21 protein-coding genes are annotated in these 23,160 nt (G+C 71.1%); 10 read left to right on the forward strand and 11 right to left on the reverse strand.

Translation table 11 applies throughout. The features are described 5' to 3' along the window. The first annotated feature begins 154 nt into the window (after positions 1 to 154). A complete protein-coding gene (locus tag G4D85_RS09300) occupies positions 155 to 1,879 on the forward strand; it encodes a sigma-54-dependent transcriptional regulator (RefSeq protein ID WP_164010144.1) in 1,725 nt (574 codons plus the stop codon). A 42-nt stretch (positions 1,880 to 1,921) separates the two neighbouring features. On the opposite strand, the gene G4D85_RS09305 is transcribed toward G4D85_RS09300, so the two are convergent. From G4D85_RS09305 to G4D85_RS09325, 5 genes are all read right to left on the reverse strand, one after another. Further along, positions 1,922 to 2,734, reverse strand: a complete 813-nt coding sequence (locus tag G4D85_RS09305) for a biliverdin-producing heme oxygenase (protein ID WP_164010146.1) — start codon at positions 2,732 to 2,734, stop codon at positions 1,922 to 1,924. Continuing rightward, the gene (locus tag G4D85_RS09310) at positions 2,731 to 2,958 is read right to left on the reverse strand and encodes a hypothetical protein (RefSeq protein WP_164009206.1); all 228 of its coding nucleotides are present in this window, start codon (positions 2,956 to 2,958) and stop codon (positions 2,731 to 2,733) included. Before G4D85_RS09310 ends, G4D85_RS09305 begins: the two co-directional genes overlap by 4 nt. A gap of 113 nt (positions 2,959 to 3,071) precedes the next feature. Then, positions 3,072 to 3,569 (reverse strand): GDYXXLXY domain-containing protein, encoded by a 498-nt coding sequence (locus tag G4D85_RS09315; RefSeq protein ID WP_205525480.1) that lies wholly within the window; start codon positions 3,567 to 3,569, stop codon positions 3,072 to 3,074. Further along, positions 3,566 to 4,663, reverse strand: a complete 1,098-nt coding sequence (locus G4D85_RS09320) for a DUF4401 domain-containing protein (protein ID WP_164010150.1) — start codon at positions 4,661 to 4,663, stop codon at positions 3,566 to 3,568. The genes G4D85_RS09315 and G4D85_RS09320 overlap by 4 nt, the downstream gene beginning before the upstream one ends. A 1-nt stretch (position 4,664) precedes the next feature. Further along, entirely contained in the window at positions 4,665 to 5,675 is a 1,011-nt protein-coding gene (locus G4D85_RS09325; RefSeq protein ID WP_164010152.1) for a DUF2157 domain-containing protein, read from the reverse strand. Between the two features lie 196 nt (positions 5,676 to 5,871). Between G4D85_RS09325 and G4D85_RS09330 the strand changes: the two genes are divergently transcribed. Both G4D85_RS09330 and G4D85_RS09335 read left to right on the forward strand, forming a co-directional pair. Further along, the gene (locus G4D85_RS09330) at positions 5,872 to 6,567 is read left to right on the forward strand and encodes a type IV pilin protein (protein ID WP_164010154.1); all 696 of its coding nucleotides are present in this window, start codon (positions 5,872 to 5,874) and stop codon (positions 6,565 to 6,567) included. Between the two features lie 2 nt (positions 6,568 to 6,569). Continuing rightward, on the forward strand, positions 6,570 to 7,286 hold the full coding sequence (locus G4D85_RS09335; RefSeq protein ID WP_164010156.1) for a Type 1 glutamine amidotransferase-like domain-containing protein: 717 nt from the start codon (positions 6,570 to 6,572) through the stop codon (positions 7,284 to 7,286). Here the strand turns inward: G4D85_RS09335 and G4D85_RS09340 are convergent. Continuing rightward, positions 7,265 to 7,780 carry an ureidoglycolate lyase gene (locus G4D85_RS09340; RefSeq protein ID WP_164010158.1) on the reverse strand — a complete coding sequence of 172 codons (516 nt, stop codon included), beginning with the start codon at positions 7,778 to 7,780 and terminating at the stop codon, positions 7,265 to 7,267. The two genes, G4D85_RS09335 and G4D85_RS09340, sit on opposite strands and share 22 nt — an antisense overlap. A gap of 42 nt (positions 7,781 to 7,822) precedes the next feature. On the opposite strand from G4D85_RS09340, the gene G4D85_RS09345 reads away from it, so the two are divergent. From G4D85_RS09345 to G4D85_RS09355, 3 genes are all read left to right on the forward strand, one after another. Beyond that, complete coding sequence (locus G4D85_RS09345; protein ID WP_240359162.1) at positions 7,823 to 9,247, forward strand: M14 family metallopeptidase; 1,425 nt, start codon at positions 7,823 to 7,825, stop codon at positions 9,245 to 9,247. Between the two features lie 157 nt (positions 9,248 to 9,404). Next, complete coding sequence (locus G4D85_RS09350; RefSeq protein ID WP_164010160.1) at positions 9,405 to 10,343, forward strand: glycoside hydrolase family protein; 939 nt, start codon at positions 9,405 to 9,407, stop codon at positions 10,341 to 10,343. A gap of 60 nt (positions 10,344 to 10,403) precedes the next feature. Further along, positions 10,404 to 12,197, forward strand: coding sequence for a serine/threonine protein kinase (locus G4D85_RS09355; protein WP_164010162.1), 1,794 nt, complete (start codon positions 10,404 to 10,406; stop codon positions 12,195 to 12,197). A gap of 21 nt (positions 12,198 to 12,218) precedes the next feature. Here G4D85_RS09355 and G4D85_RS09360 read toward each other — a convergent pair whose 3' ends face one another. After that, complete coding sequence (locus tag G4D85_RS09360) at positions 12,219 to 12,977, reverse strand: tetratricopeptide repeat protein (RefSeq protein WP_164010164.1); 759 nt, start codon at positions 12,975 to 12,977, stop codon at positions 12,219 to 12,221. A gap of 316 nt (positions 12,978 to 13,293) precedes the next feature. Here G4D85_RS09360 and G4D85_RS09365 point away from each other — a divergent pair, with 316 nt between their 5' ends. Continuing rightward, on the forward strand, positions 13,294 to 14,847 hold the full coding sequence (locus G4D85_RS09365) for a S1 family peptidase (protein WP_164010166.1): 1,554 nt from the start codon (positions 13,294 to 13,296) through the stop codon (positions 14,845 to 14,847). Positions 14,848 to 15,159: 312 nt separating this feature from the next. Further along, positions 15,160 to 16,101, forward strand: coding sequence for a YeiH family protein (locus G4D85_RS09370; protein ID WP_240359163.1), 942 nt, complete (start codon positions 15,160 to 15,162; stop codon positions 16,099 to 16,101). A gap of 11 nt (positions 16,102 to 16,112) precedes the next feature. On the opposite strand, the gene G4D85_RS09375 is transcribed toward G4D85_RS09370, so the two are convergent. The 3 genes from G4D85_RS09375 to G4D85_RS09385 form a co-directional block, all read right to left on the reverse strand. Then, the gene (locus G4D85_RS09375; protein WP_164010572.1) at positions 16,113 to 17,024 is read right to left on the reverse strand and encodes a LysR family transcriptional regulator; all 912 of its coding nucleotides are present in this window, start codon (positions 17,022 to 17,024) and stop codon (positions 16,113 to 16,115) included. Positions 17,025 to 17,118: 94 nt separating this feature from the next. Continuing rightward, a complete protein-coding gene (locus tag G4D85_RS09380) occupies positions 17,119 to 18,378 on the reverse strand; it encodes a hypothetical protein (RefSeq protein ID WP_164010170.1) in 1,260 nt (419 codons plus the stop codon). Positions 18,379 to 18,489: 111 nt separating this feature from the next. Next, positions 18,490 to 19,896 (reverse strand): alpha/beta fold hydrolase, encoded by a 1,407-nt coding sequence (locus tag G4D85_RS09385; protein WP_164010172.1) that lies wholly within the window; start codon positions 19,894 to 19,896, stop codon positions 18,490 to 18,492. 129 nt (positions 19,897 to 20,025) lie between these two features. Here G4D85_RS09385 and G4D85_RS50215 point away from each other — a divergent pair, with 129 nt between their 5' ends. Both G4D85_RS50215 and G4D85_RS09395 read left to right on the forward strand, forming a co-directional pair. Next, entirely contained in the window at positions 20,026 to 21,702 is a 1,677-nt protein-coding gene (locus tag G4D85_RS50215) for a sensor histidine kinase (protein WP_164010174.1), read from the forward strand. Continuing rightward, positions 21,699 to 22,424 (forward strand): LytR/AlgR family response regulator transcription factor, encoded by a 726-nt coding sequence (locus G4D85_RS09395; protein ID WP_164010176.1) that lies wholly within the window; start codon positions 21,699 to 21,701, stop codon positions 22,422 to 22,424. The genes G4D85_RS50215 and G4D85_RS09395 overlap by 4 nt, the downstream gene beginning before the upstream one ends. A 50-nt stretch (positions 22,425 to 22,474) precedes the next feature. Here the strand turns inward: G4D85_RS09395 and G4D85_RS09400 are convergent, their stop codons facing one another. Further along, positions 22,475 to 23,122 carry a hypothetical protein gene (locus tag G4D85_RS09400; RefSeq protein WP_164010178.1) on the reverse strand — a complete coding sequence of 216 codons (648 nt, stop codon included), beginning with the start codon at positions 23,120 to 23,122 and terminating at the stop codon, positions 22,475 to 22,477. Positions 23,123 to 23,160 lie beyond the last annotated feature (38 nt).

Genomic DNA, 23,160 nt, shown 5'->3' on the forward strand with positions numbered 1-23,160 from the left:
GGGAAACCAGGACGCCCCGCCGTCATGGAGGTCCGAGAACGCGGAAGGAGGGGCCGCTCCTTCCGCGTTCTTCATCTCCATCTCCGCTACACTTGCTCCTTTCCGATGCGGCCCTGACGGGTTGGGTCGGATGGCTCCGGATGGAGGCGAGTGGATGCAAGATGAGATGGCGCAGCTCCTGACCGCGTTGCGGGGGGCGAAGGACTTCGAGACCGCCGCGTCCGCGACCCTGCGCCGGCTGCTGACCCTGGCCCAGGAGGCGGTTGCGTCCAGTCGGTACGCAGCCCGGGCCCGCGTCCTCCGCGGAATCGTCCACCTGCGCCCCGGCGAGGCCTACCGCCGCCTGGCCGCGCTGGATGTAGGGGCCTCTGAGATTACGGATGCAAGTGTGGGGACGCCCTTCTTCACGTCCGCCACGGCCTGGCGCGCGGTGGTGGAGCACCGGTGCGCGGTGTCCATCGACGTCAACGTGGGCACGGTGCAGCCGCACGCGCCCAACGCCCCGGTGACGGGCGACCCGGGACTGGCGGGCTTCCATAGCAACGAGAGCCGGCAGCGCTTCCTCGGCCGGCATGCCACGCACGTGTGCGTGCTGCCGCTGCGCACGCCGGGCGGCGGAATCGAGGGAATGATTTCGCTGGAGGCGGACTGCCTGGCCGCCATGGGACAGGAGTTCGTCTGGCTGTCGGCGGGAGACCGGCTGCAGCTGCTCGCCGATGTCGCCGCGCCATACCTGGCGGGGCTGCCGCAGCGGCCGGTGGCCACGCCCGAGGTGGACGAGTTCCTCCCGGTGGTGGGGCGCTCCATGGCGGAGCTGCTGCCCATCCTCCGCGTCTTCGCGCTGCAGGATGAGACCATCCTCATCAGCGGCGCCACCGGCGCGGGCAAGTCGCGGCTGGCGCGCTGGTGCCACGAGCGCTCCAACCGCCGGGGCAAGCCCTTCGAGACGCTGGACCTGGTGACGGTGCCCGAGGACCTCCAGATGGCGGAGCTCTTCGGCTGGAAGAAGGGCGCCTTCACCGGCGCGGTGCGGGACGCGCCCGGCAGCGTGGCGCGCGCGGACGGCGGCACGCTGTTCATCGACGAAATCGACAAGCTGTCGCTCAAGGCGCAGGCGGGCCTGCTGCACCTGCTGGAGTCGCGCAGCTACCGTCCGCTGGGCGAGGGCACCGGCGAGCGTCAGGCGGACGTGCGCTTCATCATCGGCACCAACGCGGACCTGCACGCCGAGGTGCGCGCGGGCCGCTTCCGCGAGGACCTCTACTACCGCGTCAACGTGCTGCCGGTGCGCATGCCGGCCCTGCAGGAGCGCCAGGACGAAATCCCGCTGTGGGCGCGCTACATGGTCGTCCGGCGGCACCGCGAGCGCCTGCCCGAGGGCAGCGCGCGGCTGACGCAGGAGGCGGAGCGACTGCTGGTGGGCGGGAGCTGGCCGGGCAACCTGCGGCAGCTCGACAACATCGTCCGCCGGGCCTACACGCTGGCGATGGTGGAGCACACCAACGCCACCGGCGAGCTGGTGCTGCAGGAGAAGCACGTCGCCCGGGCGCTGGACTACGAGCAGGCCCCGGGCGCCAAGCCACTCCCCGAAGCGCTCCGCGCGGCGGCGCAGGCCTTCGTCGCCGAGGCACGCAAGCGCAACGCCCCCTTGGACTTGGACCTGGCGGACGCCTTCCGCGGGCTGGTGCTGGGCATGGCCATCCGCCAGGTGGGCCGCGACGAGGGCTTCCGGCTGCTGGGCCGCGAGAGCCTGGTGAAGAACCGCAACCACCACAAGGCGCTCAAGCGCGAGCTGGAGAAGGTGGAGGCGCTCTACAAGGCCCTGGGTGAGGACACGTCTCCCTTCGCCGACCTGCTGTCGGAGGACGAGGCGGCCTGAGCGGCGGTGCCCGGGTGAAGGGCACCGCCGGTGGGACGGCGCTCAGCGGGAGGGGCAGGGCGCTCTCGTCGCCGAGCCCTCCCTCGCCGCGATTCCCGTCGCGCCGCGCGCCAGCTCGGCGCAGACGAGCGCATGGAGCCGGAAGGCCATGCGGGCCTCCTGGACGACTTCCTGGGCCTCGTCAGCGTCCAGCTCCAGCCCGTCGATGCGGGAGTGGAGACGGACGCGGAAGGCGTCCAGCTCCGGCGCGCGGGGAGCGTCGTAGAAGCGCGTGCCCCGGCCGTCCTCCAGCTCGAACGCCTCCGCGACGCAGCGGGCCCGGGCCGGCGCGGTGAAGAGGTCCAGCATGCACCGCGCATAGGCATGGGCCACGAGCAGGTGCGGCGCGCCGTCGGCGACCTCGCGGAGGCGCTCCGCGTGCAGCCGGGCCTCCAGGCAGGCGAACGTGTCCGTCCGCGTCTCGCCGCAGAAGTAGTCCAGGTCCGCCTCCAGCGCCTCTGCGCGGCGCAGCTCCGGCAGCAGCAGCACCGGCGTCATGGCCGTGTCCACCACGCGCGGCAGCAAGTCCTCGAAGGCGGAGTAGAGGAAGTGCAGCTGGCGCAGATAGCTGACGTAGTGCTGGGCCCGGACGAACTGGCCGAAGACGCCTCCGTCCCAGGTGTCGAGGAAGAGCGTCTGGAGGAAGAGGGAGTCCTGCGCCTGCTGGAGCGTCTTCTCCGTCCCTTCCTCCAGCAGCACGGACAGCGGGGCCGTCCCGGGCGCGCGCAGGGGCTCGGAGGGCTCCACGTCGGGCAGGCGGCGGACGCGCGCGGACAGGTCCGTCCGGGGCCGGCGCAGGGAGCCGGTGGCGCTCACTGCTCCCACCCTCCGGAGGCCAGCACGCCCTCGGGCGACGCTCCTGGCGCGCCCAGCCGCTGGAGCGCCTCGGCCAGCGTCAACCCGATGGCCCGGAGGACGTCCTCCTCCACGCGGATTGTCACTGGGCCCATGGCCAGGTGCAGGTGCCCACACGTGCACCGCGTCACCTCCGCACACGGACCTCGCGCCAACACCGTCTTGCCGCATCCCTGACCGAGCATCTTCTCTCTCCTGATTTTGATTTTGATTATCGAAATCAAATGGATGATGCCCGAAAGGGGGCCGGAGGGCAAGCCGCCACGGTGTTGCGTCTGTGGAAGGGTGGACTCCCGGGCTACCGGGCGTCGCGCCCCATGGGCTCGCGCTGCTCGTCGCGCAGGCCCACGAGCACGCTGGCGCCGCTGCCCGCCACGCGCAGCTCGCCGTAGCGTGCCTGCTCGTAGCGGCCCGCGTGGCCCTCCTGGAAGAAGAAGGACTCCGCGCCCAGGCGCACGCGGCCCTGGCGGACGCGGTAGCGGAGCTTGAACTCTCCCGGCGCCAGCGGCGTCTCCGGCGTGTCCAGGCGCACGAAGCGGCCCACGCCCTGCTCGTCCAGGCGCAGCACCAGGTGGCCGTCGCGCGGCTGCCCCGGGTCCTGCTGCTGCTGTTCCCGGCTGATGGCGTAGTCGAGCACCATGTAGTCGCCCTGCATCAGCGAGCGTGGATCTCTCGGCGCCAGCTCCAGCAGCACCGGGCGGCCGGTGGCCAGCACGTATTCCTTCTGGGCGACGAGCCCCGCCGGGGCTCCCAGCGCGAGCGCCAGCCCGCCGAAGATGACCGCCGCGCGCATCACCGCACCTCCGCTGGCGCGGCGGGGAAGCGCCGCAGCAGGAACGTCCGCAGGCCCAGGAACACCAGGCCGCTGCCCGTCAGCGCGAGCGCCTTGGCCAGCAGCGTGAGCCCCAGGTCGTAGTAGTACACGCCGCCGGCCGCGAGCAGGAACGCCCCCGCCAGCCCCAGCAGCACCGGGGCGCGCCGGTGGAAGGCGAGCACCATCAACCCCACCGCGGCGATGAGGGCCGGCGTGTGCAGCGTCAGCACCGCCGTCAGCCCCAGCGCGACGAACACCGCCGCGCCCGCCAGCCCCGTGGCGTCCAGCCCCAGCTCCTTCATCACCCGCCACGCGGTGTACAGCGTCACCGCCGTCAGCCCCAGGGTCAGCAGCGCATCCGGCGTGGCGACGCCAGGGTCTCTCAGCATGGCGTCCACCATGCCGAGGTAGCGGAGCGAGAACAGCGAGCACATGACTCCGCACGCCAGCGCGTAGGCCACGGGGCCCACCAGCTCGCCCCACCGCCCGAGGCGCAGCCGGACCTGCTCCAGGAAGAGCAGGTGGACCGCCACCGTGAAGCCCAGCAGCCCCAGCTCGATGCCCAATTCTCCCAGCGCCTTCCACAGCAGGAACACCGTCGCCCCGGCCATGCAGACGGTCATCAGGAAGCGGAGGATGGCGTCTGGGAAGAAGGCGAGCAGCACCGCTCCGATGACCAGCATGGCGACGGCCGGGGCGATTTCGCTGTCCAGCGCCGAGCCCACGCCCACCACGACCATGGCGGCTCCGGCCAGGCACAGCGCCAGCGCGAGCTGCTCCAGGAAGACGCCGTGTCCGTGGCGGCGCAGCGCCGTGGCGCCGCCACAGATGACGAGCCCCAGCACGGCCACCACCGCCTCCTCATCCAGGATGCCGACACAGCCGAAGAAGCTGAGGAGGAACCCGGCGGCCACCCAGGCGCCGAAGCCGGCGAGCGCCTTCACGAACCACGGGGTGGCCACGTCGGTGCGCCGGTACACCTCCATGGCGGTCCGGGCCCGCGCCTCGGCGTCAGGGGCCAGCTGTCCTTCCGCCTGGAGGGAGCTCAATACGTCCTGCAACGAGGGGCGTGCCATGTCAGGCCTCCTCCGCGGAGCCCGTGGTCCGGGCTTCATTGCGCAGCCACCACACCGCGAGCGCCACCTCGCCGATGATGACGAAGGGCATGAGGAAGAGGCTGAACTCGTTGATGTCTCCTTCCACGATGAGCAGCCGGCCCACCAACGTGGTGACGAGCGTCATCGCCGACAGCACGCCCAGGGTGAGCAGGAACAGCTCTCCGCGCAGGTGGCGGTGCAGTGCGTAGTCCGCCGCCAGGGTGCCGAGCACCAGCAGCAGCGCCACGCCGGCCCCAGGCCCGACCTCCGACGGCGCGACGATGAAGACCGCCGCCGCCGCGAGCAGCGGGGCCACCGTCATCACCGCCAGCCCCCGCGGCACCCACCGTCTCTGGAGCCAGGACACGCCCGCGTTCGCGAAGTGCTCGTACGTGGCCCAGGCAAAGCCGTTGAGCAGGCCCAGCACCACGGCGAGCCACGCGGCGCTGTCCTCGTCGCCGTCGAGCACCTGCGCCCAGAAGAGGATGACGCCGGTGTCCAGGAGCACGAGCAGGAACTGCCACAGCGGCGCGAAGCGGGCCAGGGCCACCCAGGGGAGGATGAGCACGGCCCACCCGAGGAACAGCTCGTACGGGTCCGCGCCCGTCTGGTACGCCTGCCCGTACACGGCCAGCAGCGCCCCCACGAGCACCGCCGAGGCCAGCAGCGCGAACTGTCCGGCCAGCCCCTCGCCCAGGCGCCAGGCGGCCACCGAGGTGCCGACCATCGCCGCCGCGATGAGGCCCAGCTTCCCGAAGCGGTGCAGGTCCGCCCAGTTGTACGCGAAGAAGTAGATGACCCCCGAGAGCACCAGCATCGTGCCCAGCGCCATCAGCGCGGTGGACAGGAAGCTCCGCCACTCCGCCCTGGGAGGCGACGCCACGGACAGGTGCAGCGCGCGCTCCAGCGCGGCGGGCGGAAGGATTCCGGCGTCCGCGAGCGCGCGCAGGCGCTCGGGCGTCGCATCCAGGTCGAGCAGGTCTTTCGGCACCGGCGCAGTGTAGCCGCCCCCGGGCCTCGGCGGTCCACGTTCACCCTGGGCCCTGTTTTCGTGGGGCCGGGGAGACCTCGCCTCTCAATGGGGCGCCGCGAATGGGGAGTCTGGATTGGCGGAGCGCACGAAAGGCCATGCTACGGTGCCGCGCACGGCGCGAGGGTGCGCCGGAACAGAAGGGGGAATTCTCCAGATGGCGACCATGAAGTGCCCGAAGTGCGGCCGTGCCCTCGACGTGACGGGGCTCGCACCGGGCTCCGGCATCACCTGCGCGTGCGGCAACGTGACCTCCGTCCCGGCGGGGTCCAGCCGGAAGACGCTCTACATCATCCTCGGCGTCGTCGCGGTGCTGCTGGCCTGCCCGTGCGTGGGCATGATTTCCGCCATCGCGATTCCCAACTTCATCAGGTTCCAGGCCCGCTCGAAGCAGTCGGAGTGCAAGGCGAACCTGAAGGCGTGGTACTCGGCCCAGCAGGCGCACTACGCCGACGCCAACACCTACGAGCCGAACCTCGCGAAGGTGGGCTTCGCGCCCGAGCGGGGCAACCGCTACGCCTACTTCGCGGGCCAGGGCCCGGTCGAGGCTCGCACCCAGGCCCAGGCGGAGCCGACGGAGGGCGCGGTGGCCGTGAGTGTGGACACCTTCCGCCACGGCACCATGCAGCCCCTCTCCACGGCGGACCTGCCCCCGGACGTGGCCGAGCGGCTCGGCCTGTCCGGCCAGTGCCCCGACTGCAACATCACCATGGCGTGCATCGGGAACGTCGACAACGACCCGGCGCTGGACGTGTGGGTCATCTCCACGGGGGACCTCGATCTCCAGGACGAGGACGGCCTGGCCGCGCAGGCAGGCGTCCCCTTGAACCTCGTGAGCGACCTCACGAACTGACGGTGGGGGCTCCGCTCAAGCCGCTGTTCCTCCTCGCGGACAGCTCGCTCCTGTTCTGGCGGAGCGGGGACGGGCCGTTCCTGGCCCGTCTCCACTCGCTGCTGGGGGCGGAGCCGGGCGGCCCGTCACTCCATGCGGCCTACCTGGGCGCTTCCAACGGAGACGAGCCCGCGTACTTCGAGCTCTTCGTCGGCGCCATGGAGCTGGCCGGCATCACCCACTGCCGGATGATTCCCTCGCGGCCCTCGGACGAGGACCGCGCGTGGCTCGCGAGCGCGCACATCATCCTGCTGGCTGGAGGAGACCCGCTCCTGGGGTGGGAGACCTTCCAGCGCAACGGGGTGGAGCCACTGCTCCGGCGGCGCCACGCGGAAGGCGCCATCCTCATGGGCATCTCCGCGGGAGCGATGCAGCTCGCGGCGAAGGCGTGGAGCGAGCCCCTGTCCGGCGAGGCGTCCCTCTTCACACCGCTCGCGCTCGCGCCCTTCCTCGTCGGCGTCCATGAGCAGCCGGACTGGAAGGAGCTGAAGCGCGCGGTGCGGGCGGCGGGCCCGGGGGCTCGCGGAATCGGCATTCCGCTGGGAGGTGGCGCGCTCCTGCACCCGGATCAGCGGCTGGAGCCCGTGCGCCACCCCCTGGTCGAGCTGCACAACGAGGGAGGCGTGCTGCGCGAGGCGCGGCTCGACCCGCCCCTGCGTCAGTCGCTGGTGACGAGGTAGGGCTCGGGCAGGGGACGCTCCTCGCAGTCGCGCGCGGTGCCGTCCTCCCACGCGAGCATCAGCAGGTCCGCCGGCCCGTCGAGCGCGATGATGGGGTGGTGCCACAGCCCCGCGCGGTAGTTCACGCCCTGGCCGGGGCCGCACACGAAGGCGCGGAGCTGGGAGAGGTCCGGCTCGCCGCGCGCGTCATCCGGGCACACGACGACGAGGAAGCGCTGGCACGACAGCGCCACGAACATCTGCGTCGAGCACGGGTGCCGTTCGAGCAGCCGCACCTCGAAGGGCAGCGTCTTCGCCACGGAGCGGAACACCGCGAGGTTGGGCTCCGCCTGGGGCCGGCTGCCTGCCAGACGGGCCACCCTGTCGAACCGGGTGGCGGTCCCCTGGTTGGCGGTGGAGCCCCCAGAGAGTCCCAGGCCGATGACGTCACCGAAGGGGGCAAAGGCTTCGCGTGTGAGGGGCTGTGCCCGGAGCGGCACTCGCGGCGTGTCCATGTGCCTGCATCTTGCCTCAATCGGGCGCTCCCGGCTGTTAGCATGAGGGCAGACAAGGACATGGTGATGGGCTCCGTCAGACAGACCTTCCGGCCGCGAGGCTTCCTGCTCCTGCTGTCCTCCCTCTTCCTGCTCGGCGCTGCGCCGCCCAAGACTTCCATGCGTGCTTCCTCCACCGTCTCCTCTCAGGCGATGCCATCTCCCGGGGTGCTCTCCGCGCAGTGGTCGGAGGCTCACTCGAAGGCGCTGCCACTTGCGCCCCTGGTGCGGCACCCCGACGTGGAGAAGCACCTGAAGGCCCTTCGGGAGCGCGCGCCGGACCTCTTCCAACTGGAAGTCATCGGGCACTCGGTGGAGGGGCGGGCGCTGTACCACGTGTCGCTGGGCACCGGAGCTCGGCACGTGCTGCTCTGGTCCCAGATGCATGGCGACGAGCCGACCGCCACCACGGCCCTGCTCGACTTCCTCGAGTACGTGCGGACGCACCGCCAGGAGCCGTGGGTTGCGCGGATGCTCGGGGCGCTGACGCTCCACGCCGTGCCGCTGCTCAACCCCGACGGCGCCGAGCGCTTCCAGCGCCGCAACGCGCAGGGCATCGACATCAACCGGGATGCGCTCGCGCTCCAGACGCCGGAGGCGAGGGCGTTGAAGGGGCTTCGCGACAGGCTCAAGCCCTTCATCGGCTTCAACCTCCACAACCAGGACTGGCGCCACGCGGTGGGCCGGACGGGGCGTCCTGCGTCCATCTCCCTGCTCGCGGCGGCCTTCGACGAGAAGCGGAGCGACAACCCGGGGCGGCTGCTGGCCAAGAAGGTGTGCGCGGTGATTCGCGACGCGGTGGAGACGCTCGCGCCGGGGCAGGTGGGGCGCTACGACGACTCCTTCGAGGTGCGCGCCTTCGGCGACAACATGACGCGCTGGGGGACGCCGTCGGTCCTCATCGAAACGGGCGCCTGGACGTCGCTGCCGCCGGACGAGCCGCTGGTCCGGCTCAACTTCGTCGCGCTGGCCACGGCCCTGGACGCGCTCGCCACCGGCAAGGCGGCGGAGGCGGACGTGGCGCGCTACGACTCCATCCCGGAGAACGTCAGCTCGGGCCTGGTGTACGTGCTGCTCAAGGACGTGGGCCTGTTCGGCGCGGATGGGAAGCCCTTCACCGCGGACGTGGGCATCGCCGTCACGCGCGAGGTGCGGCGGAAGGGCCAGCAGCTCGAGCTGGCCCACGTCGGGAAGGTGGCGGAGCTGGGCGACCTGCGCGTCCTGGGCGCGGTCGAGACAGTGGACGGCAAGGGGTTGTTCGCCGTGCCGCTGGCGGGGCACTCCGCGAAGGTGGGTGACACCCTCCGCCTGGAGAAGCCCGGGAAGGATGGCGTGGAGCTGGGACAGTCCGGGGAGCTGCTGCTCCTGAAGGCGCTGGAGTCGGCGTCCACCTATCGCGTCGAGCGCATCATCCGCTTCGACGGGTGAGCCGCACGGGCTCCGCGCCCGACCCTCGGTCGCCGTCACCGAGACGCTGGGCTTTGGACGCGCTCGCCTCGCGAAGTTTCTTCGGCTTCTGGACTAAGCTCGCCCGGCAGCCTTGAGACGACAGCGGGGCCTTCCTCCCGGCCCGAGGTGAAGACACATGAGAAGGTCCTTCGTGCCGGCCTGCCTCTCCGCGCTCCTGCTGCTGGCCTGTGGTGCGAGCACTCCGGGAGAGGGCACTCCGCCGATGGCGGACGCCGGGCCCTCGGGGCGATGGGATGCCGGTACCGGGTCTTCATCGGATGCGGGCACGGATGCTCCGACGAAGAGCGCCAAGCGGGGGATTGCCTTTGACCTCGCGACGCCGGCCGACCTCGCCGCCATCTCTTCCGGAGTGAGCTGGTGGTACAACTGGAGTCCCCGGCCTCATCGGGATGTGCCCACGGATTATCGCTCCCGCTACGGGATGGATTTCATCCCCATGCTGTGGAACGGGAACTTCGACGCCCCGGGCATCGAGGCCTTCCTCAAGGCGAACCCGCACATCCAATACCTGCTGCTCCTCAACGAGCCCAACCTCGCGGACCAGGCGAACATGTCGCCCCAGGACGCGGCGAAGCTGTGGCCCCGGTATGAGAGCGTCGCCGCGAACACGGGGGTGAAGCTCGTGGGGCCCGCGCTGAGCTGGGGCACGGTGCAGGGGTATTCGGACCCGGTCGTCTGGCTCGACGCGTTCTACGCGGCCTATCGCTCCGCGAATGGCAACCGCGCCCCGCGCATCGATTACCTCGCGTTCCACTGGTATGACTATGGGCTCGCGGGTCAGCTCGACCGGCTCAAGAAGTATGGGAAGCCCTTCTGGGTCACCGAGTTCGCCAACTGTCACAGCCAGCAGGACGGCGCGCAGATTGACTCCGTCGCGAAGCAGAAGGCGCAGATGGCGGAGATGGTCGCCGTCTGTGAGCGCCGTGAAGACGTGTTCCGCTACGCGTGGTTCACCGGCCGGTGGACGAATGACCCATGCTACGCGAGCCTGCTCGGCGCACCGGGAGTGGTGACGGAGCTGGGCGCGCACTACCTCTCATTGCCTTACGAGTGAGCCGCGGGGGCGGGGGGGAGGGATTTCCCTTTCGTCACAAACCTGGGAAAACCCCCGGCAATGCGAGTCGGCAAATATCAGCTCATCCGCAAGCTGGCGACGGGGGGCATGGCGGAGGTCTTCCTCGCGAAGGCCGAGGGGCCCGGGGGCTTCGAGAAGACGCTCGTGCTCAAGCGCATCCTCCCGCATCTGGTGGAGGACCCGTCCTTCGTGGAGATGTTCCTCGGCGAGGCGCGGCTGGTCGCCGGGCTCAACCATCCCCACATCGTGCAGATCTTCGACTTCGGCGAGGCGGAGGGCAGCTACTTCCTCGCCATGGAGTTCATCGACGGCCCGAACCTGCGCCGGTGGGAGCGACAGGCCGCGTCGAAGGGGGTGAAGCTGCCTCCCGCCATCTGCGCCCGGGTGGTCGCCGCCGCCGCCGAGGGCCTGGCCTTCGCGCATGACTTCCGAGACCCGGCCACGGGCGAGCCGCTGGGGTTGATTCACCGCGACGTGAGCCCGGACAACATCCTGGTGTCGCGGCAGGGCGCGGTGAAGGTGGTGGACTTCGGCATCGCCAAGGTGGCGGGGCAGAAGCACCGGACGCAGACGGGCATCGTGAAGGGGAAGGTCGCGTACATGCCGCCGGAGCAGGTGACGGCGGCTCCGCTGGACCGGCGGGTGGACGTGTACGCGCTGGGCGTCGTGCTGTACGAGCTGCTCACCGGGCGCCTCCCGTTCGAGTCCGCCTCGGAGCTGGGCATGATGAAGGCCATTGTCTCGGACGCGCCCGTGCCCGCGACGCGCTACCGGCCGGACCTGCCCCGCGTCCTGCAGTCCATCCTCACCACCGCGCTGGCGAAGGACCGCGAGGGCCGCTACCCGGACTGCCGTGCGCTCCAGGCGGACCTGGACCGCTTCGTGATGTCCACGGGCGTGCCGGTGGGGGCGTACCAGATTGCCCAGCTCGTCGAGCAGGTGGTGGACGGGCACGCCGCGCCGACGGCGCCCACGCCGGCGACCTCGCCGCGCCGTCCGGAGGTCGAGGACGGCACGGAGCCCACGCGGGCCATGGGGCGCGGCGCGCGGCGACAAGGAGACGGCGAGGAGCCGCCCTCCTCTGTTTCGTCCGTCTCGACGGTGAAGCGCCCACGGTCCGCGAAGGGCTTCCGGAAGTTCGTTCCGGCGGCGGTGGCGGGCGGGGTGCTGCTCGTCGCGGGAGGCGGCTATCTGCTGCTCGGGACGTCGCCAGGGGCGGACCTGCCACGGCCCCTGCCAGCCACGGCCTCCGAGACTCGCGAAGCGCCTGGGGCGGACTCGCCCACGTCGCCCGCCGTCAATGGACAGGGGCTGAGCGCCGCCGTCGGTCTGGCTCCGGCGGGCGGTGCGGCGGCTTCAGCGGACGGGGCTCCACGTGTCGGTGCGGCGGTGGCGACAGGAGCCGGGACGCAACCCTCAGGCACGGTGGGCGGTGCGGCGGTGGCGACAGGAGCCGGGACTCAACTCGCCGGCACCGCGAAGACTCTGGCGGACGGCGAGGAGATGGCACCGGAAGGTGGCCTTCCGACCGAGGGCACGGCGCCCGCGAGTACCGCGAAGGCCGAAGGAGGCTCCACGACGGAGCGGAAGGTCGTCGCGCGGCGGGAGGTGAAGGGAGACCTCGGCACGCTGGAGTTCCGCATCCGGCCGTACGCCATCGTGTACCTGGACGGGAAGAAGGTCGGCGAGACGCCGTTCGCTCCCATCGACGTGCCCGAGGGCATCTACGCGGTGACGGCCGTCAACCCGAAGCTCGGCAAGAAGGTGACTCGGAGCATCGAGGTGAAGGCCGGCGAGGCCAACGTCTTCAAGCTCAACCTGCTGGAGGAGTGAGGGCCGCGAAGTCGCGCGGGCCTACGGCTCGTCCTTCGCGGTGCTCTCCTGCGCCGGAGCCGCCGGAGCCGTCGGAGCCTCTGGCTGCGCGGTCTGCGCCGGCTTGCGGGGCTGGCCCACCACCGTGTCCAGCGCCGAGCCCAGGGCCGACCCGAAGCGCTGGCCTACCTCCGAGCCTGCGGCGCCCAGCCGGGAGCGCAGGTCCGTGGACGCGCGCGTGGGAGCTGGCGTGGCAGCCGGCGTCGTGGCGGCGGCGGGCTTCTCGGCGACGGACGCCTCGGCCTGGGGAGGCGCTGCCGCCGGCTCCTCCACTGGCTTCTCCGCGTCGGCGTCGCCCGTGCGCTTGGAGTTGGAGGCGGTGGTCCCCAGCTTGCGCAGCACCTGCTTGCGCACCGACTCGAAGTCCCGCCGGACCTTGGGCGCGACCTGCAAGGGCAGCGCGGACTCCGGCTGGAGCGACAGCCCGGCGCGGAACTCCTCCAGCGCCTGCTTCCGCCGGCCTAGGTCGGCCAGGACGATGCCTCGGTACAGCGCCACCTTCGCCTGCTCTTCAATGGTGGACGCCACCTGCTTCGCCTGGGACAGCCAGTTGAGCGCCTTCTCGTACTCGAGCGACTCGTACAGGTGCTCGGCGCGCTCGATGCGGCGCTGGAAGGAGCTCAGGGCTTCCTCGGACCCGGAGGCGCCCGTGTCGCTTCCCAGCGCCACGCGGGGCAGGGTGCACAGGCACAGCAGTGCCAGCAGGGGTACCGAGACTCTCAGGGGAAGGTGGGATTCCATGCCTTCCAAACCTACCATGGGGCCCCGTTCGCGCGCTGGAGGCGCCGGGCCGGGGCAGGTGGGCCGTCTCCCTGACTGTGCGGCTGGTAACAGCGGTTTCCACCTGGTCACTCCAGTTACCACTGTCTGACGGCATGGCGCCCGGACTCGCGGGCCCGCCTGCCTCGGAACATGCAGTCCCAGCGGTTCGCGAAAGAGCTGGCATGTCTTCTGCTCAGGGAAAACGCGAAACGCCAGGGACACCTCCATCGCCCACGAGCAGGGGCCCCCCTCACCCTGGCGTTCGCCTCTGCTCTGGGCTCATCCGACCCAATCCATGACCCGAACCTTCCATTGGCTCTCCACCGTGACGGCGATGTTCGCCGGCATGGCCACCCTGACCGGCCTCCCGACGTCCGCCGAGGCCGCCGCCTCTCAGGAGGCCCCTGCCGCGCGGGACGTGTCTCCGGAGATCGTCTCCGCGATGCGGCGTGACCTGGGTCTCACCGAGGAGCAGGTCCACCGCCGGCTCGCCTTCGAGGCGAAAGCTCCGGGGCTCGAGAAGGCGCTGCGCCAACAACTGGGTGCGAAGTTCGGTGGCGCCTGGCTCGACGCCGCGGGTGGCCAGCTCGTCGTCGGTGTCACGGATGAGGCCAGCGCCGCCCGGGTCCGGCTCGCGGGCGCGCTGCCCCAGCGCGTGACGCGGAGCCTGGCGCAGCTGGAGCGCGTGAAGGCGGAGCTGGACGGCAACGTCCAGGAGCTCTCGCCCGCCATCCACTCTTGGTACGTCGACCTGCCCACCAACACCGTCGTCGTCTACGCGGATGCCGCCAGCCAGTCGCAGCTCCGCGCCGACGCCTTCGTGGCGCGCAGCAGCGGCGCGAAGGACGGCTCCATCCGCGTCGTCCCGTCCACCCATGCGCCGCAGCTGGCGTACGACGTGCGCGGCGGTGACCCGTACTACTTCAGCAACTACCGCTGCTCGGTGGGCTTCTCCGTCAACGGCGGCTTCGTCACCGCGGGCCACTGTGGCGGGGCGGGCACCGCGACCACCGGCCACAACGGCGTGGCGATGGGCACCATCCGCGCGTCCGTCTTCCCCGGCAACGACTTCGGCTGGGTGGCGACCAACGGCTCGTGGACTCCGCAGCCCTGGGTCTACAACTACGCTGGCGCCAACGTGACGGTCGCCGGCTCGCAGGAGGCTCCGCTCAACGCGTCCATCTGTCGGTCCGGCTACACCACCGGCTGGCGCTGCGGGGTGCTCCAGGCGAAGAACGTGACGGTCAACTACTCCAACGGCCCCGTCTATGGCCTCAGCAGGACCAACGCTTGCGCGGATGGCGGTGACTCGGGTGGCTCGGTCATCTCCGGCAACCAGGCGCAGGGTGTGACGTCCGGCGTGGCGGGGACGTGCGCCAATGGCAACCCTCCGCAGACGTTCTACCAGCCCATCAACCCCATCCTGAGCACCTACGGCCTGACGCTCCGGACCACGGGCGGTGGTGGCGGTGGCGCGTCGTTCATCTCGCGCTGGAATGGCAAGTGCATCGACGTGCCCAACTCCAACTTCTCCGACGGCGTGCAGCTCCAGATGTGGGACTGCAACAACAGCGGCGCGCAGAAGTGGACCTTCATCAACGGCACGCTCCAGGCAGGCGGCAAGTGCATGGACGTGGCCTGGGCGTCGACGGCCAACGGCGCGGCCATCCAGCTCGCCAACTGCAACGGCAACCCGGCTCAGCAGTTCGTGCTGAGCGGCGCCGGGGACCTGGTCAGCGTGCTCGCCAACAAGTGCGTGGACATCGCGGCGTGGAATGGGAACAGCGGCGCCAAGCTGCACATCTGGGAGTGCACCGGCGCTGCGAACCAGAAGTGGGACTACCGCTGACCTGAGCCGGGTGCGTGCCCCGCCCGCGAGCGACAGGCGGGTGGGGTTCGCTTCTGGCACGGCGGGAAACCCACGGGCTCCCAGTCACTCCGCGCGTGAGTGGCTGGGAGCCTGATGCGTTCGTCGCTTCTTGTGCCTGCTCACGGGAGCAGGCTGGAGCCCAGCCATCAAGGAAGCTGATGGCTCATCGCTTCTTACGGCTGGTGGGCTGATGCCTTCGAGCGCAGCTTGAGGCGCATGGATGCCCACACCGACGGCGCTGGCGACAGACAGCGCCTCCTTCAAGCGCCCTTCGTACCGCGCTGGGGCTCCTTGAGCGCAGGGCACCTGCTGGTGCCGCTGTGCGCGGTGGTCAGTCTCCTGCCCTTCGTGTCCACGGGAGTCGCACTGGTGGCGGGAGTCGGCGTGGCACTGACGGTGGGCAACCCCTACGTGGACTTCACCCGCCGGGCCACCCACGCGCTGCTGTCGCTCGCGGTGGTGGGGCTGGGCGCGGGCATGGACCTGCGCGTGGTCGCCGCCGTGGGGGCAGGGGGCGTGCTCTACACGGTGGTGGGCATCGGCACCTGCCTGCTGCTGGGAATCCTGCTGGCCCGGGTGCTCGGGGTGTCACGGGAGGCGGGCCTGCTCATCAGCATCGGCACGGCCATCTGCGGAGGAAGTGCCATCGCGGCGGTGGTGCCGGTGTTGCGCCCGAAGGAGCAGGAGGTGTCCGTGGCGCTGGGCACGGTGTTCCTGCTCAACGCGGTGGCCCTCTTCGCCTTTCCGGCCGTGGGGCACGTGCTTCAGTTGGACGCGAACCAGTTCGGGCTGTGGAGCGCCCTGGCCATCCACGACACCAGCTCCGTGGTGGGCGCGGCCTTGCGGTACAGCCCGGAGTCGCTGGCGGTGGCCACCACCGTCAAGCTGGCCCGTGCGCTGTGGATTGTCCCGCTGACGCTGGGGGTGGGGGCGTGGCAACGCCGGAAGGGCGGGGTGGCGCTTCAGGGGCGGACGCGCTGGCCTTGGTTCATCCTCGGGTTCCTCGCGGCGGCGGCGCTCGTCGCCTGGGTGCCCGGGCTCCAGCCCGCGGGACATGTGGTGGCGGGCGTCTCCCGGCAGGTGCTGGTGTTGACCCTGTTCCTCATCGGGGCCAACCTCACCCGGAGCGCCGTCCGCGCCGTGGGCATGCGGCCCCTGCTCCAGGGGCTGCTGCTATGGGTGGTCATGGCCAGCCTGAGCCTGGGCGCCATCCTGTTCCACCTCGTCGCATGAGGTCGCCACCGTCACGGCTGGACGGGCGGCGTGGCACGGGCATGCCTCAGGAAGTGGCCGGCGACTCCCGCGGGGGCGTCCACCGGCAGGACCCATGAGAAGGCGCGCTTCACGTGCAGCCCGGACAGCGGCAGCAGGCGGAAGCGGCCCGAGGCCAGCTCTCCCTGGATGCTCCAACGGGAGAGGAAGCCCACGCCGAGGCCCGCGGACACGGCGCCCTTGATGGCCTCGGTGCTGCCGAGCTGCAGGTCTCCCGGCTGGGGGCCCCGGCGCCGCACGCCGACACGCTTCAGGGCGCGCTCCAGCACGGCACGCGTTCCCGAGCCCTGCTCGCGCCAGAGCAGCGGCACCGTCCGGAGCGACTCCACCGTGCGCACCCGCAGCAGCTCCGCCGGAGCCCGCGAGGCGGTGACGGGCACCAGCTCGTCATCCAGGTAGTGCTCCAGCCGGATGCGCGAGGCCCGGGCGTGTCCTTCCACCAGCCCCAGCGGCACGCGTCCTTCGCTCACCCATGCGAGCACCTGCTCGGTGTTGCCCACCTCCAGCCGCACCTGCACGCCCCGGTGGTCTCGCAGGAAGGACGCGAGCAGGTCTGGCACGACGTAGCTCGCCACCGTCGTGCTGGCCGCCAGCTCCAGCTCGCCACTCAGCGCTGCTTCTCCCGCCACCGCGAGCGCCGCTTCGTCCAGGAGCCGGTGATGGCGCTGGGCGTACTCCAGCAGGATGCGCCCGGCTTCGTTGAGGCGCACGCCTCGCGCGGTGCGCACCAGCAGGGGGCGGCCACAGTCATGCTCGAGCTGGCGCACCTGCGCGGTGACGGCCGGCTGCGACAGGTGCAGGAGCCGCGAGGCCGCGGACATCTGGCCTGTCGTCGCCACGACACGGAAGGTTTCGAGACGGCGAGGGTCGAGACGGGAAGACAGGGCGGGCTCCGGACGGAACGGGTCGACGCTTCGTCGGAACAGAAGCCCTGTCGCGGTCCACGCGCAAGTGCGCAGGGACCTGGCGCCCCGGGGTTCAGGGGGCGTCGCCGAGCACGGTGCTACTGCACACGGCCATGCCGGGGAAGGCGGAGAACCCCCGCTGGCAGCCGACGTCGCGAATGGCGAGGGCGCGCTGCCGGGCATCGAAGACCTGCAGGGCCGTGGAGAGCTCCGACACGAGCTGGGCCTTGAGGGCCTCGGTCTGGCTGCTGGGGCCGGAGGCCAGCCCCCGGTAGGTGGCAATCTCCAGCAGCGCGTCGAAGACCGCGCCCAGGGCCGCTTCGGTGGTGCGCTCGGCGGGCGGCAGCGCGGAGAAGTTCACTCCCGTCTCCCAGACGTGCCGCAGCACGTGCATCGTCTGGACGCACTCCGCGTTGGACATGTCGATGGTGAAGGTGCGCTGCAGCCCGGTGGGGCCGTAACTGGAGGACGCATCGGTGCAGACGTGGTGGGAGATGCGGTCGGCCAGCGTGTGCAGATAGATGCCGGCCCGGGCCTCGGGCGCATTGGCTCCGATATAGGTGTCGAAGTCGGTGGCGAGCACGCCGGCCTCATCATCGATGACCTGCGGGCCGGTCTGGAGGTTGAAGGGAACGGCCGTCGGTCCCACCGCCGCGAGGCTCCCGGAGATGGTGCCCGGCTGTCCGCCGAACTGGTAGCACGCCGGACCGAGCGCATAGCCGCCACCGGACGTGGGCACCGTCAGGCCGGCAGCGCAGGCGCGACCGGGAGCCGAGCCCCCGAGCGCCCACGCGCGCAGGTTGGTGAGCAGCACCTCGTCCACGTCCTCGGCGTCCGGATGCAGGCCGTCCACGGTGGGGTCGGGCGCCGTGGAGCCTCCATTGCGCGGGGCGACGAAGTGGAAGAGCACGCCGCCGGTGGCGAAGTTGCCCCGGTTGACGCCGTTGATGGAGCGGGTGGTGCGCTGCACGCCATCGGAGAGCGGCGCCCCCGAGAGGGTGCGCGGCTCGAAGACGCTCAAGTCGGTGGCCTGGTCGTAGGCGGCAATCCAGTAGGCCTTGTCGGCCGGAAAGCCCACGGCCTGGGCGAGCAGGTGGGTGGTATCGGCGTGGACGAGGCTGCGGCCGCCGCTCGACTGCGCCTGGGCATTTCCCGCCGCGGCGAGCGCCGCGGTCTTGCACTGCGCCGATGCGTTTCCAGGCGCGCAGCCGGCGGGGAGCGGCTGGCAGTTGAGCGGTGTTCCTCCATCGGTGGCGTAGCAGAGGTCCTCGCCGAAGCCGAAGCTGGAGGTGGACAGCAGGAGGGTGGCAAGCATCAGGAGTCTTGGGTGCATGCCCTCCGCGAACACGCGCCAGCCCTACAGGTTGCGCGGCGCCCTGGCCTGCGCTTGGGACTGAGGGTGTCCTGCACCGCGCGAGCGCGAGCGCGGGCAGGCCTCGTCCGCTCAGCGCGCGCCCGTTACCTGGAGGCGCGCATCGGTCAGCTTCTCGCCCCGGAGGAAGGCCTTCATGCGCTCCAGGATGCGCGGGTCCGACTGGAAGAGGCCGTCATGGCCCGCCCCCTCCAGCACCAGGTGCACGGCCCTGGACAGCCCGGGGCGCAGCGCCTCCGCGTTGTCGGGAGGCGTGCGGCCATCCAGTGTGCCGCTGATCATCAACACGGAGACCTGCGCCTTCAGCGGGCCCCGGAAGCCCTCGCCCAGGTCCACCACCCCGGGAGCCCAGGCGGCCTCCGCCACGCCCGCGTTGACCGCTCCCCCCAGCAGGGCCGTGCGTGCCTCACGGGCAATCCGGGCGCTGCGAGCAGGGCTGATTCCGGACGCGGCATCCATGGCCAACGACATGGGCCCCAGCTCTCCTCTTCGGAGGTCCGACGCGAAGGGGGCCATCGCCTCGAAGTGTCCCGCCTCCAGCACGGGGAGCAGCGTCAGGAAGCGCTCGAAGGTGGCCGGGTCTCGCAGTGACTCGAACGTGGCCCGCTGCAGGTCGAACCGGGTTGCAATCCACGTCCGCTCGGTGCCCGTCTTGTCATCCGTGAACTTCACGGTGCGCGGACCGCGCCCCAGCGCATCCATCAGGGTCCGCAGCCGGACCCTGAGTCCCTTGCCCTTCGGCTCCCGGGCGCGCAGCAGCGCGTCCCAGCGGTCCAGCAGCGCCTCGGCCTGGGCGGGCCGCTTCCAGGTGTCGTCCGGCCCCTCCACTCCGGCCAGGATGGCGTGGTCCACCTTGTCCGCATGGTGCCGCAGGTACGCCAGTCCCAGGTGCGTCCCGTAGCTGATGCCCCAGAGGTTCAAGCGGGGCACGCCCAGGGCCTCGCGAAGGGACTCCAGGTCCTCGGCGCTCTCCACCGTGGTGTAGGCGCCCAGGTCCACGCCCGCGGCGGTCCACGCCTGCGCGGCCTCGGTGGTGGCCTTCTTCAGCGTCGCGGTCAGCAGCGCCTCATCCACCGGCTGGTCCAGTGGGACCGACCAGGGGTGGCCCAGCTCGGGGTGGAAGGTGGACTGCCCCGTGCCTCGCTGGTCCAGGGCGATGACGTCCGCCACCTCGCGAAGCGCCAGGAAGAGGTCATGGCGGACGCCTCTCGCGGCATCGATGCCCGAGCCGCCCGGTCCGCCCGCGAGATAGACGATGGGCGCTCCCGGCTTCGGGTTCGTGCTCTTGAAGCGGACGAAGCGCAGAGTGAGCGAGGCGCCCTCGGGCCGGGCGTGTCGCACGGGGACGGTCAGGTGGCCCAGCTCGGTCTCCACTGTCCGACCATCCCTGGCGCGGAAGGTGTGGGGCTCCAATCGAAGGTCCGCGGCATGCGCCAGGACGAAGGGGGTGAGCAGGGTGAAGAGCAGCAGGGCTCGCATGAATCTCCTCCAGTGGGTGTGCCCTGAAACTAGGAGTCACCCGGGCCTCGCGGGGGAGCGCATCGCCCAGCGTCTCGTGACGTCGCCCAGGTGCGAGGCGAGGGGCGCCGGACTGCGTATGCTGGCGTCATGTCTCGCTGGCTGCTCATCGCGTGCCTGGGAATCTTCCTCATGGCCCAGACGCCCGTTCCCTCGATTGAAGAGGCGCGGGTCGAGGTGCACGCGGAAGACCTCCCCGTGGAACGCGCCCTGGCTCCCGGCGGTGAAGGCTGGCGCACCGTGTCGATGTGGCGCGTCGCCGAGGGGCCAGCTCCCTTCTGGATTCGCACCCGCGTCCACGTCCCTCCGCGAGCACCCGGGGAGCCCACGCCCGCCCTGGCCCTTTCCCTGCTGGGCTCGTGGGAGGCCTGGTGGGACGGAGCGCTCCTGGGGCGCAACGGCCGCGTGGGACGCACGCCCGGGGAGGAGGTTCCGGGCAACGTGGACCTGCTGCTCCCCCTGCCACCGGAGCACGCCACCCCGGGCCCGCACCTGCTGGTGATACGGGCCTCGGCGCATCATCGGGGGTTCCAGCCCATCGGCATGCTCTACCGCCTCCAGGTGGGTGAGGCCTCACAGCTCGCCCGCTCCCGCCTGCTCTGGCTCGTGCCGTCCCTGGCCACGCTGGGGGCCATGGTGCTGATGGGGCTGCTCCACCTTGCGCGGTACTTCCTGGAGCGGCGCAGCCGCGCCACGCTGTTGCTGGGGCTGCTCTGCCTGGCCGCCTCGGCGCTGCTGCTCCTCGAAGCGTGGCGGGGGCTCGCGAGCTATCCCTACCCACTGCACATCGTCCGGCTCTGGCTCCTGTCCGCCTTCGTGTTGGCCGTGGCCGTCCTCCTGCCGGCCACCCTGCACGTGGCCTTCGCCGAGCCGCGCCGAGCCCCCTGGTGGGGGCTGCTGGCGGTGAGCCTGCTCGGCCTCCTGGCGGTCCGGGGCTTCGATGGCAGGAACGCCCTGGGCCTGGGGCTCTCCCTGGTCGTGTCCCTGGTCATCGTGGTGCGCGCCAGGCTTCGGCGTGAACCCGGCGCATGGGCGGCCCTGGGGGGACTGGGCTTCGCGATGGCGCTCTACCTCCTGTCGCCCCAGGACTTTCCCGAGCGCGGCTTCTTCATCGCCTTCGGAGGACTGCTGCTGTGCCTGGGAGGCGTGCATGCCCACCAGCTCCGCCGCCAGCAACAGCGCCTGGACGACGCCACGCGCGCGTCGGAGCGCCTCCAACTGGAGCTGCTCAAACGCAGCATCCAGCCCCACTTCCTGATGAACACCCTGGGCGCCGTGAGTGAGTGGGTGGAGACGGAGCCCACCCAGGCCGTGCGCTTCATCGAGTCGCTGGGCGCCGTGTACCGGCACCTCCTCGGCGTGTCGGGCGAGCGGAGCATCTCCCTGGCCCGGGAACTGGAGCTGTGTCGCGCCTACCTGGAGGTCATGGGCTACCGCCATGGTCTCACCTTCACGCTGGAGGCCCCGGGCGTGGATGGCGAAGCGACGGTGCCGCCTGCCGTGCTCCACACCCTGCTGGAGAATGCCTTCACCCACAACCGCTACACCGCGCCGGTGACCTTCCGCCTCCAGGAAGGGCGTGCGGGAGGCCGACGGCGCTACACCTTCAGCGCGCCGACCGGCACGCGTGCGGCTGCGGGCATGGGGGAGGGCACGGGAAGCCGTTACCTCGAAGCGCGGCTGAACGAGACCTTCCCTGGCGCGTGGAGCCTGGAGGCCGGGCCCACGGAGGCGGGGTGGACCACGGTGATGGAGGTTCCCGCATGAAGGTGCTCATCGTGGAGGACGAGCCCCTGGCGGCCCGGCGCCTGGCGCGACTCAGCCAGGAACTGCTGGGCCCGGGCGTGCCGCCGCCCCTCGTGCGCGACAGCCTCGCGGACGCGCGAGAGGTGCTGGCCGGACGCACCGTGGACCTGATGCTGCTGGACCTGAACCTCGCGGGGGAGGACGGCTTCCGACTGCTGGAAGAGGCGGCGGCGGGTTCCTTCCACACGGTGGTGGTTTCAGCGAACACGGACCAGGCCCTGCGCGCCTTCGAACTCGGGGTGCTGGACTTCGTGGCCAAGCCCTACACGCGCGAGCGGCTGGCCACGGCCCTCACGCGCGTCCAGGGCCGTGCCGCGGCACCGCTGCGGACCCTGGCCGTGCGCAAGGGCGGAAGCATCCTCCGCGTGCCGCTGGAGACCGTGGCCTACATCCAGGGGGCCGGGGACTACGCGGAATTGGTGCTGCGCGCTGGTGGCACCGAGTTGAGCGAGAAGAGCCTGGACCGACTGGAGGTCCTGCTCCCCTCGGACTTCGTGCGCATCCACCGCTCCTATCTGGTCCCCCTCCAGGACGTGGCCCGCTTGTGGACTCAAGAAGGCTCACGCACGTCCGTGGAGCTGAAGGCGGGCACGCGGCTTCCCGTGGGCCGAAGCCGCGTGAAGGCACTCAAGGAGCGGTTGGAGCCCACGTCCGTGGACTCCGGGATGCCGCCACGGAAGTAGCGGACCTGGCCCTCGGCGCGCGCCGTGCACTGCTCGCGTTTCCCCAGGCGCTACTCGCAGGTGAACACGGGCGGCAGGTCCTCGATGTTGATGTGGCAGGGCGTGGCCTCGAAGGCGCCGAAGCGCTGCTGCGACGCCGTGGCGCCGAAGGACACGTAGTACGCACCCTGGCCTCCGCCGCTGGCGCCCAGGTCGAGCGACTGGAGGAAGACGCCGCCGGACTGCGCGGACCCGAGGGTGCTCGTGTTGTTGCACTGCCCGTCGCGCTCGGCGGTGAAGACGATGGTCCACCGGTCCTGGAACGGTCCCGCCGAGGTGTCGTCATGGTGGACGACCTTGTAGAAGCCCGCATCGAGCGGGAGGGCATTCGCCTCGGCCCAGTCCTCGGTGTAGCCGTCCGCCTTGCCCAGCTCGAAGGTAATCCCCTTCTCCCACGGGGCGATCTTGCCCTGCTTGAACCGGGCGCAGGCGCCCGGCTTGTCCGTGAGCATGAGCAGGGCGGAGCGGTTGTCGCCGTTGAGCGTCAGGAGGATGGCCTCCCTGGGATGGAAGAGGCTGGCCTGGAGCTCCTCGTTGGAGAGTGACACGCCCTGCTTGGCGAGCACCTCGGCCACCTCGCTGGAGGAGGGGGTGGCGACTTCGGTGCCGCAGCCCCAGGCCGACAGGGACAGGATGAGAAGGGACGCTGAACGATTCATGGATGGACTCGCTGGTGGTGAAGGCGGGCTGGATTCAG

The organism is Pyxidicoccus trucidator (genome assembly GCF_010894435.1).
Taxonomy (GTDB): domain Bacteria; phylum Myxococcota; class Myxococcia; order Myxococcales; family Myxococcaceae; genus Myxococcus; species Myxococcus trucidator.

What these genes read in the sequence shown, in the direction of transcription:
- G4D85_RS09400 (WP_164010178.1), bottom strand. Translation starts at nt 23,122, where the DNA reads ATGAATCGTTCAGCGTCCCTTCTCATCCTGTCCCTGTCGGCCTGGGGC.
- G4D85_RS09340 (WP_164010158.1), bottom strand. Translation starts at nt 7,780, where the DNA reads ATGGACACGCCGCGAGTGCCGCTCCGGGCACAGCCCCTCACACGCGAA.
- G4D85_RS09380 (WP_164010170.1), bottom strand. Translation starts at nt 18,378, where the DNA reads ATGCACCCAAGACTCCTGATGCTTGCCACCCTCCTGCTGTCCACCTCC.
- G4D85_RS09385 (WP_164010172.1), bottom strand. Translation starts at nt 19,896, where the DNA reads ATGCGAGCCCTGCTGCTCTTCACCCTGCTCACCCCCTTCGTCCTGGCG.
- G4D85_RS09300 (WP_164010144.1), top strand. Translation starts at nt 155, where the DNA reads ATGCAAGATGAGATGGCGCAGCTCCTGACCGCGTTGCGGGGGGCGAAG.
- G4D85_RS09310 (WP_164009206.1), bottom strand. Translation starts at nt 2,958, where the DNA reads ATGCTCGGTCAGGGATGCGGCAAGACGGTGTTGGCGCGAGGTCCGTGT.
- G4D85_RS09330 (WP_164010154.1), top strand. Translation starts at nt 5,872, where the DNA reads ATGGCGACCATGAAGTGCCCGAAGTGCGGCCGTGCCCTCGACGTGACG.
- G4D85_RS09395 (WP_164010176.1), top strand. Translation starts at nt 21,699, where the DNA reads ATGAAGGTGCTCATCGTGGAGGACGAGCCCCTGGCGGCCCGGCGCCTG.
- G4D85_RS09320 (WP_164010150.1), bottom strand. Translation starts at nt 4,663, where the DNA reads ATGGCACGCCCCTCGTTGCAGGACGTATTGAGCTCCCTCCAGGCGGAA.
- G4D85_RS09345 (WP_240359162.1), top strand. Translation starts at nt 7,823, where the DNA reads ATGAGGGCAGACAAGGACATGGTGATGGGCTCCGTCAGACAGACCTTC.
- G4D85_RS50215 (WP_164010174.1), top strand. Translation starts at nt 20,026, where the DNA reads ATGTCTCGCTGGCTGCTCATCGCGTGCCTGGGAATCTTCCTCATGGCC.
- G4D85_RS09365 (WP_164010166.1), top strand. Translation starts at nt 13,294, where the DNA reads ATGACCCGAACCTTCCATTGGCTCTCCACCGTGACGGCGATGTTCGCC.
- G4D85_RS09360 (WP_164010164.1), bottom strand. Translation starts at nt 12,977, where the DNA reads ATGGAATCCCACCTTCCCCTGAGAGTCTCGGTACCCCTGCTGGCACTG.
- G4D85_RS09355 (WP_164010162.1), top strand. Translation starts at nt 10,404, where the DNA reads ATGCGAGTCGGCAAATATCAGCTCATCCGCAAGCTGGCGACGGGGGGC.
- G4D85_RS09350 (WP_164010160.1), top strand. Translation starts at nt 9,405, where the DNA reads ATGAGAAGGTCCTTCGTGCCGGCCTGCCTCTCCGCGCTCCTGCTGCTG.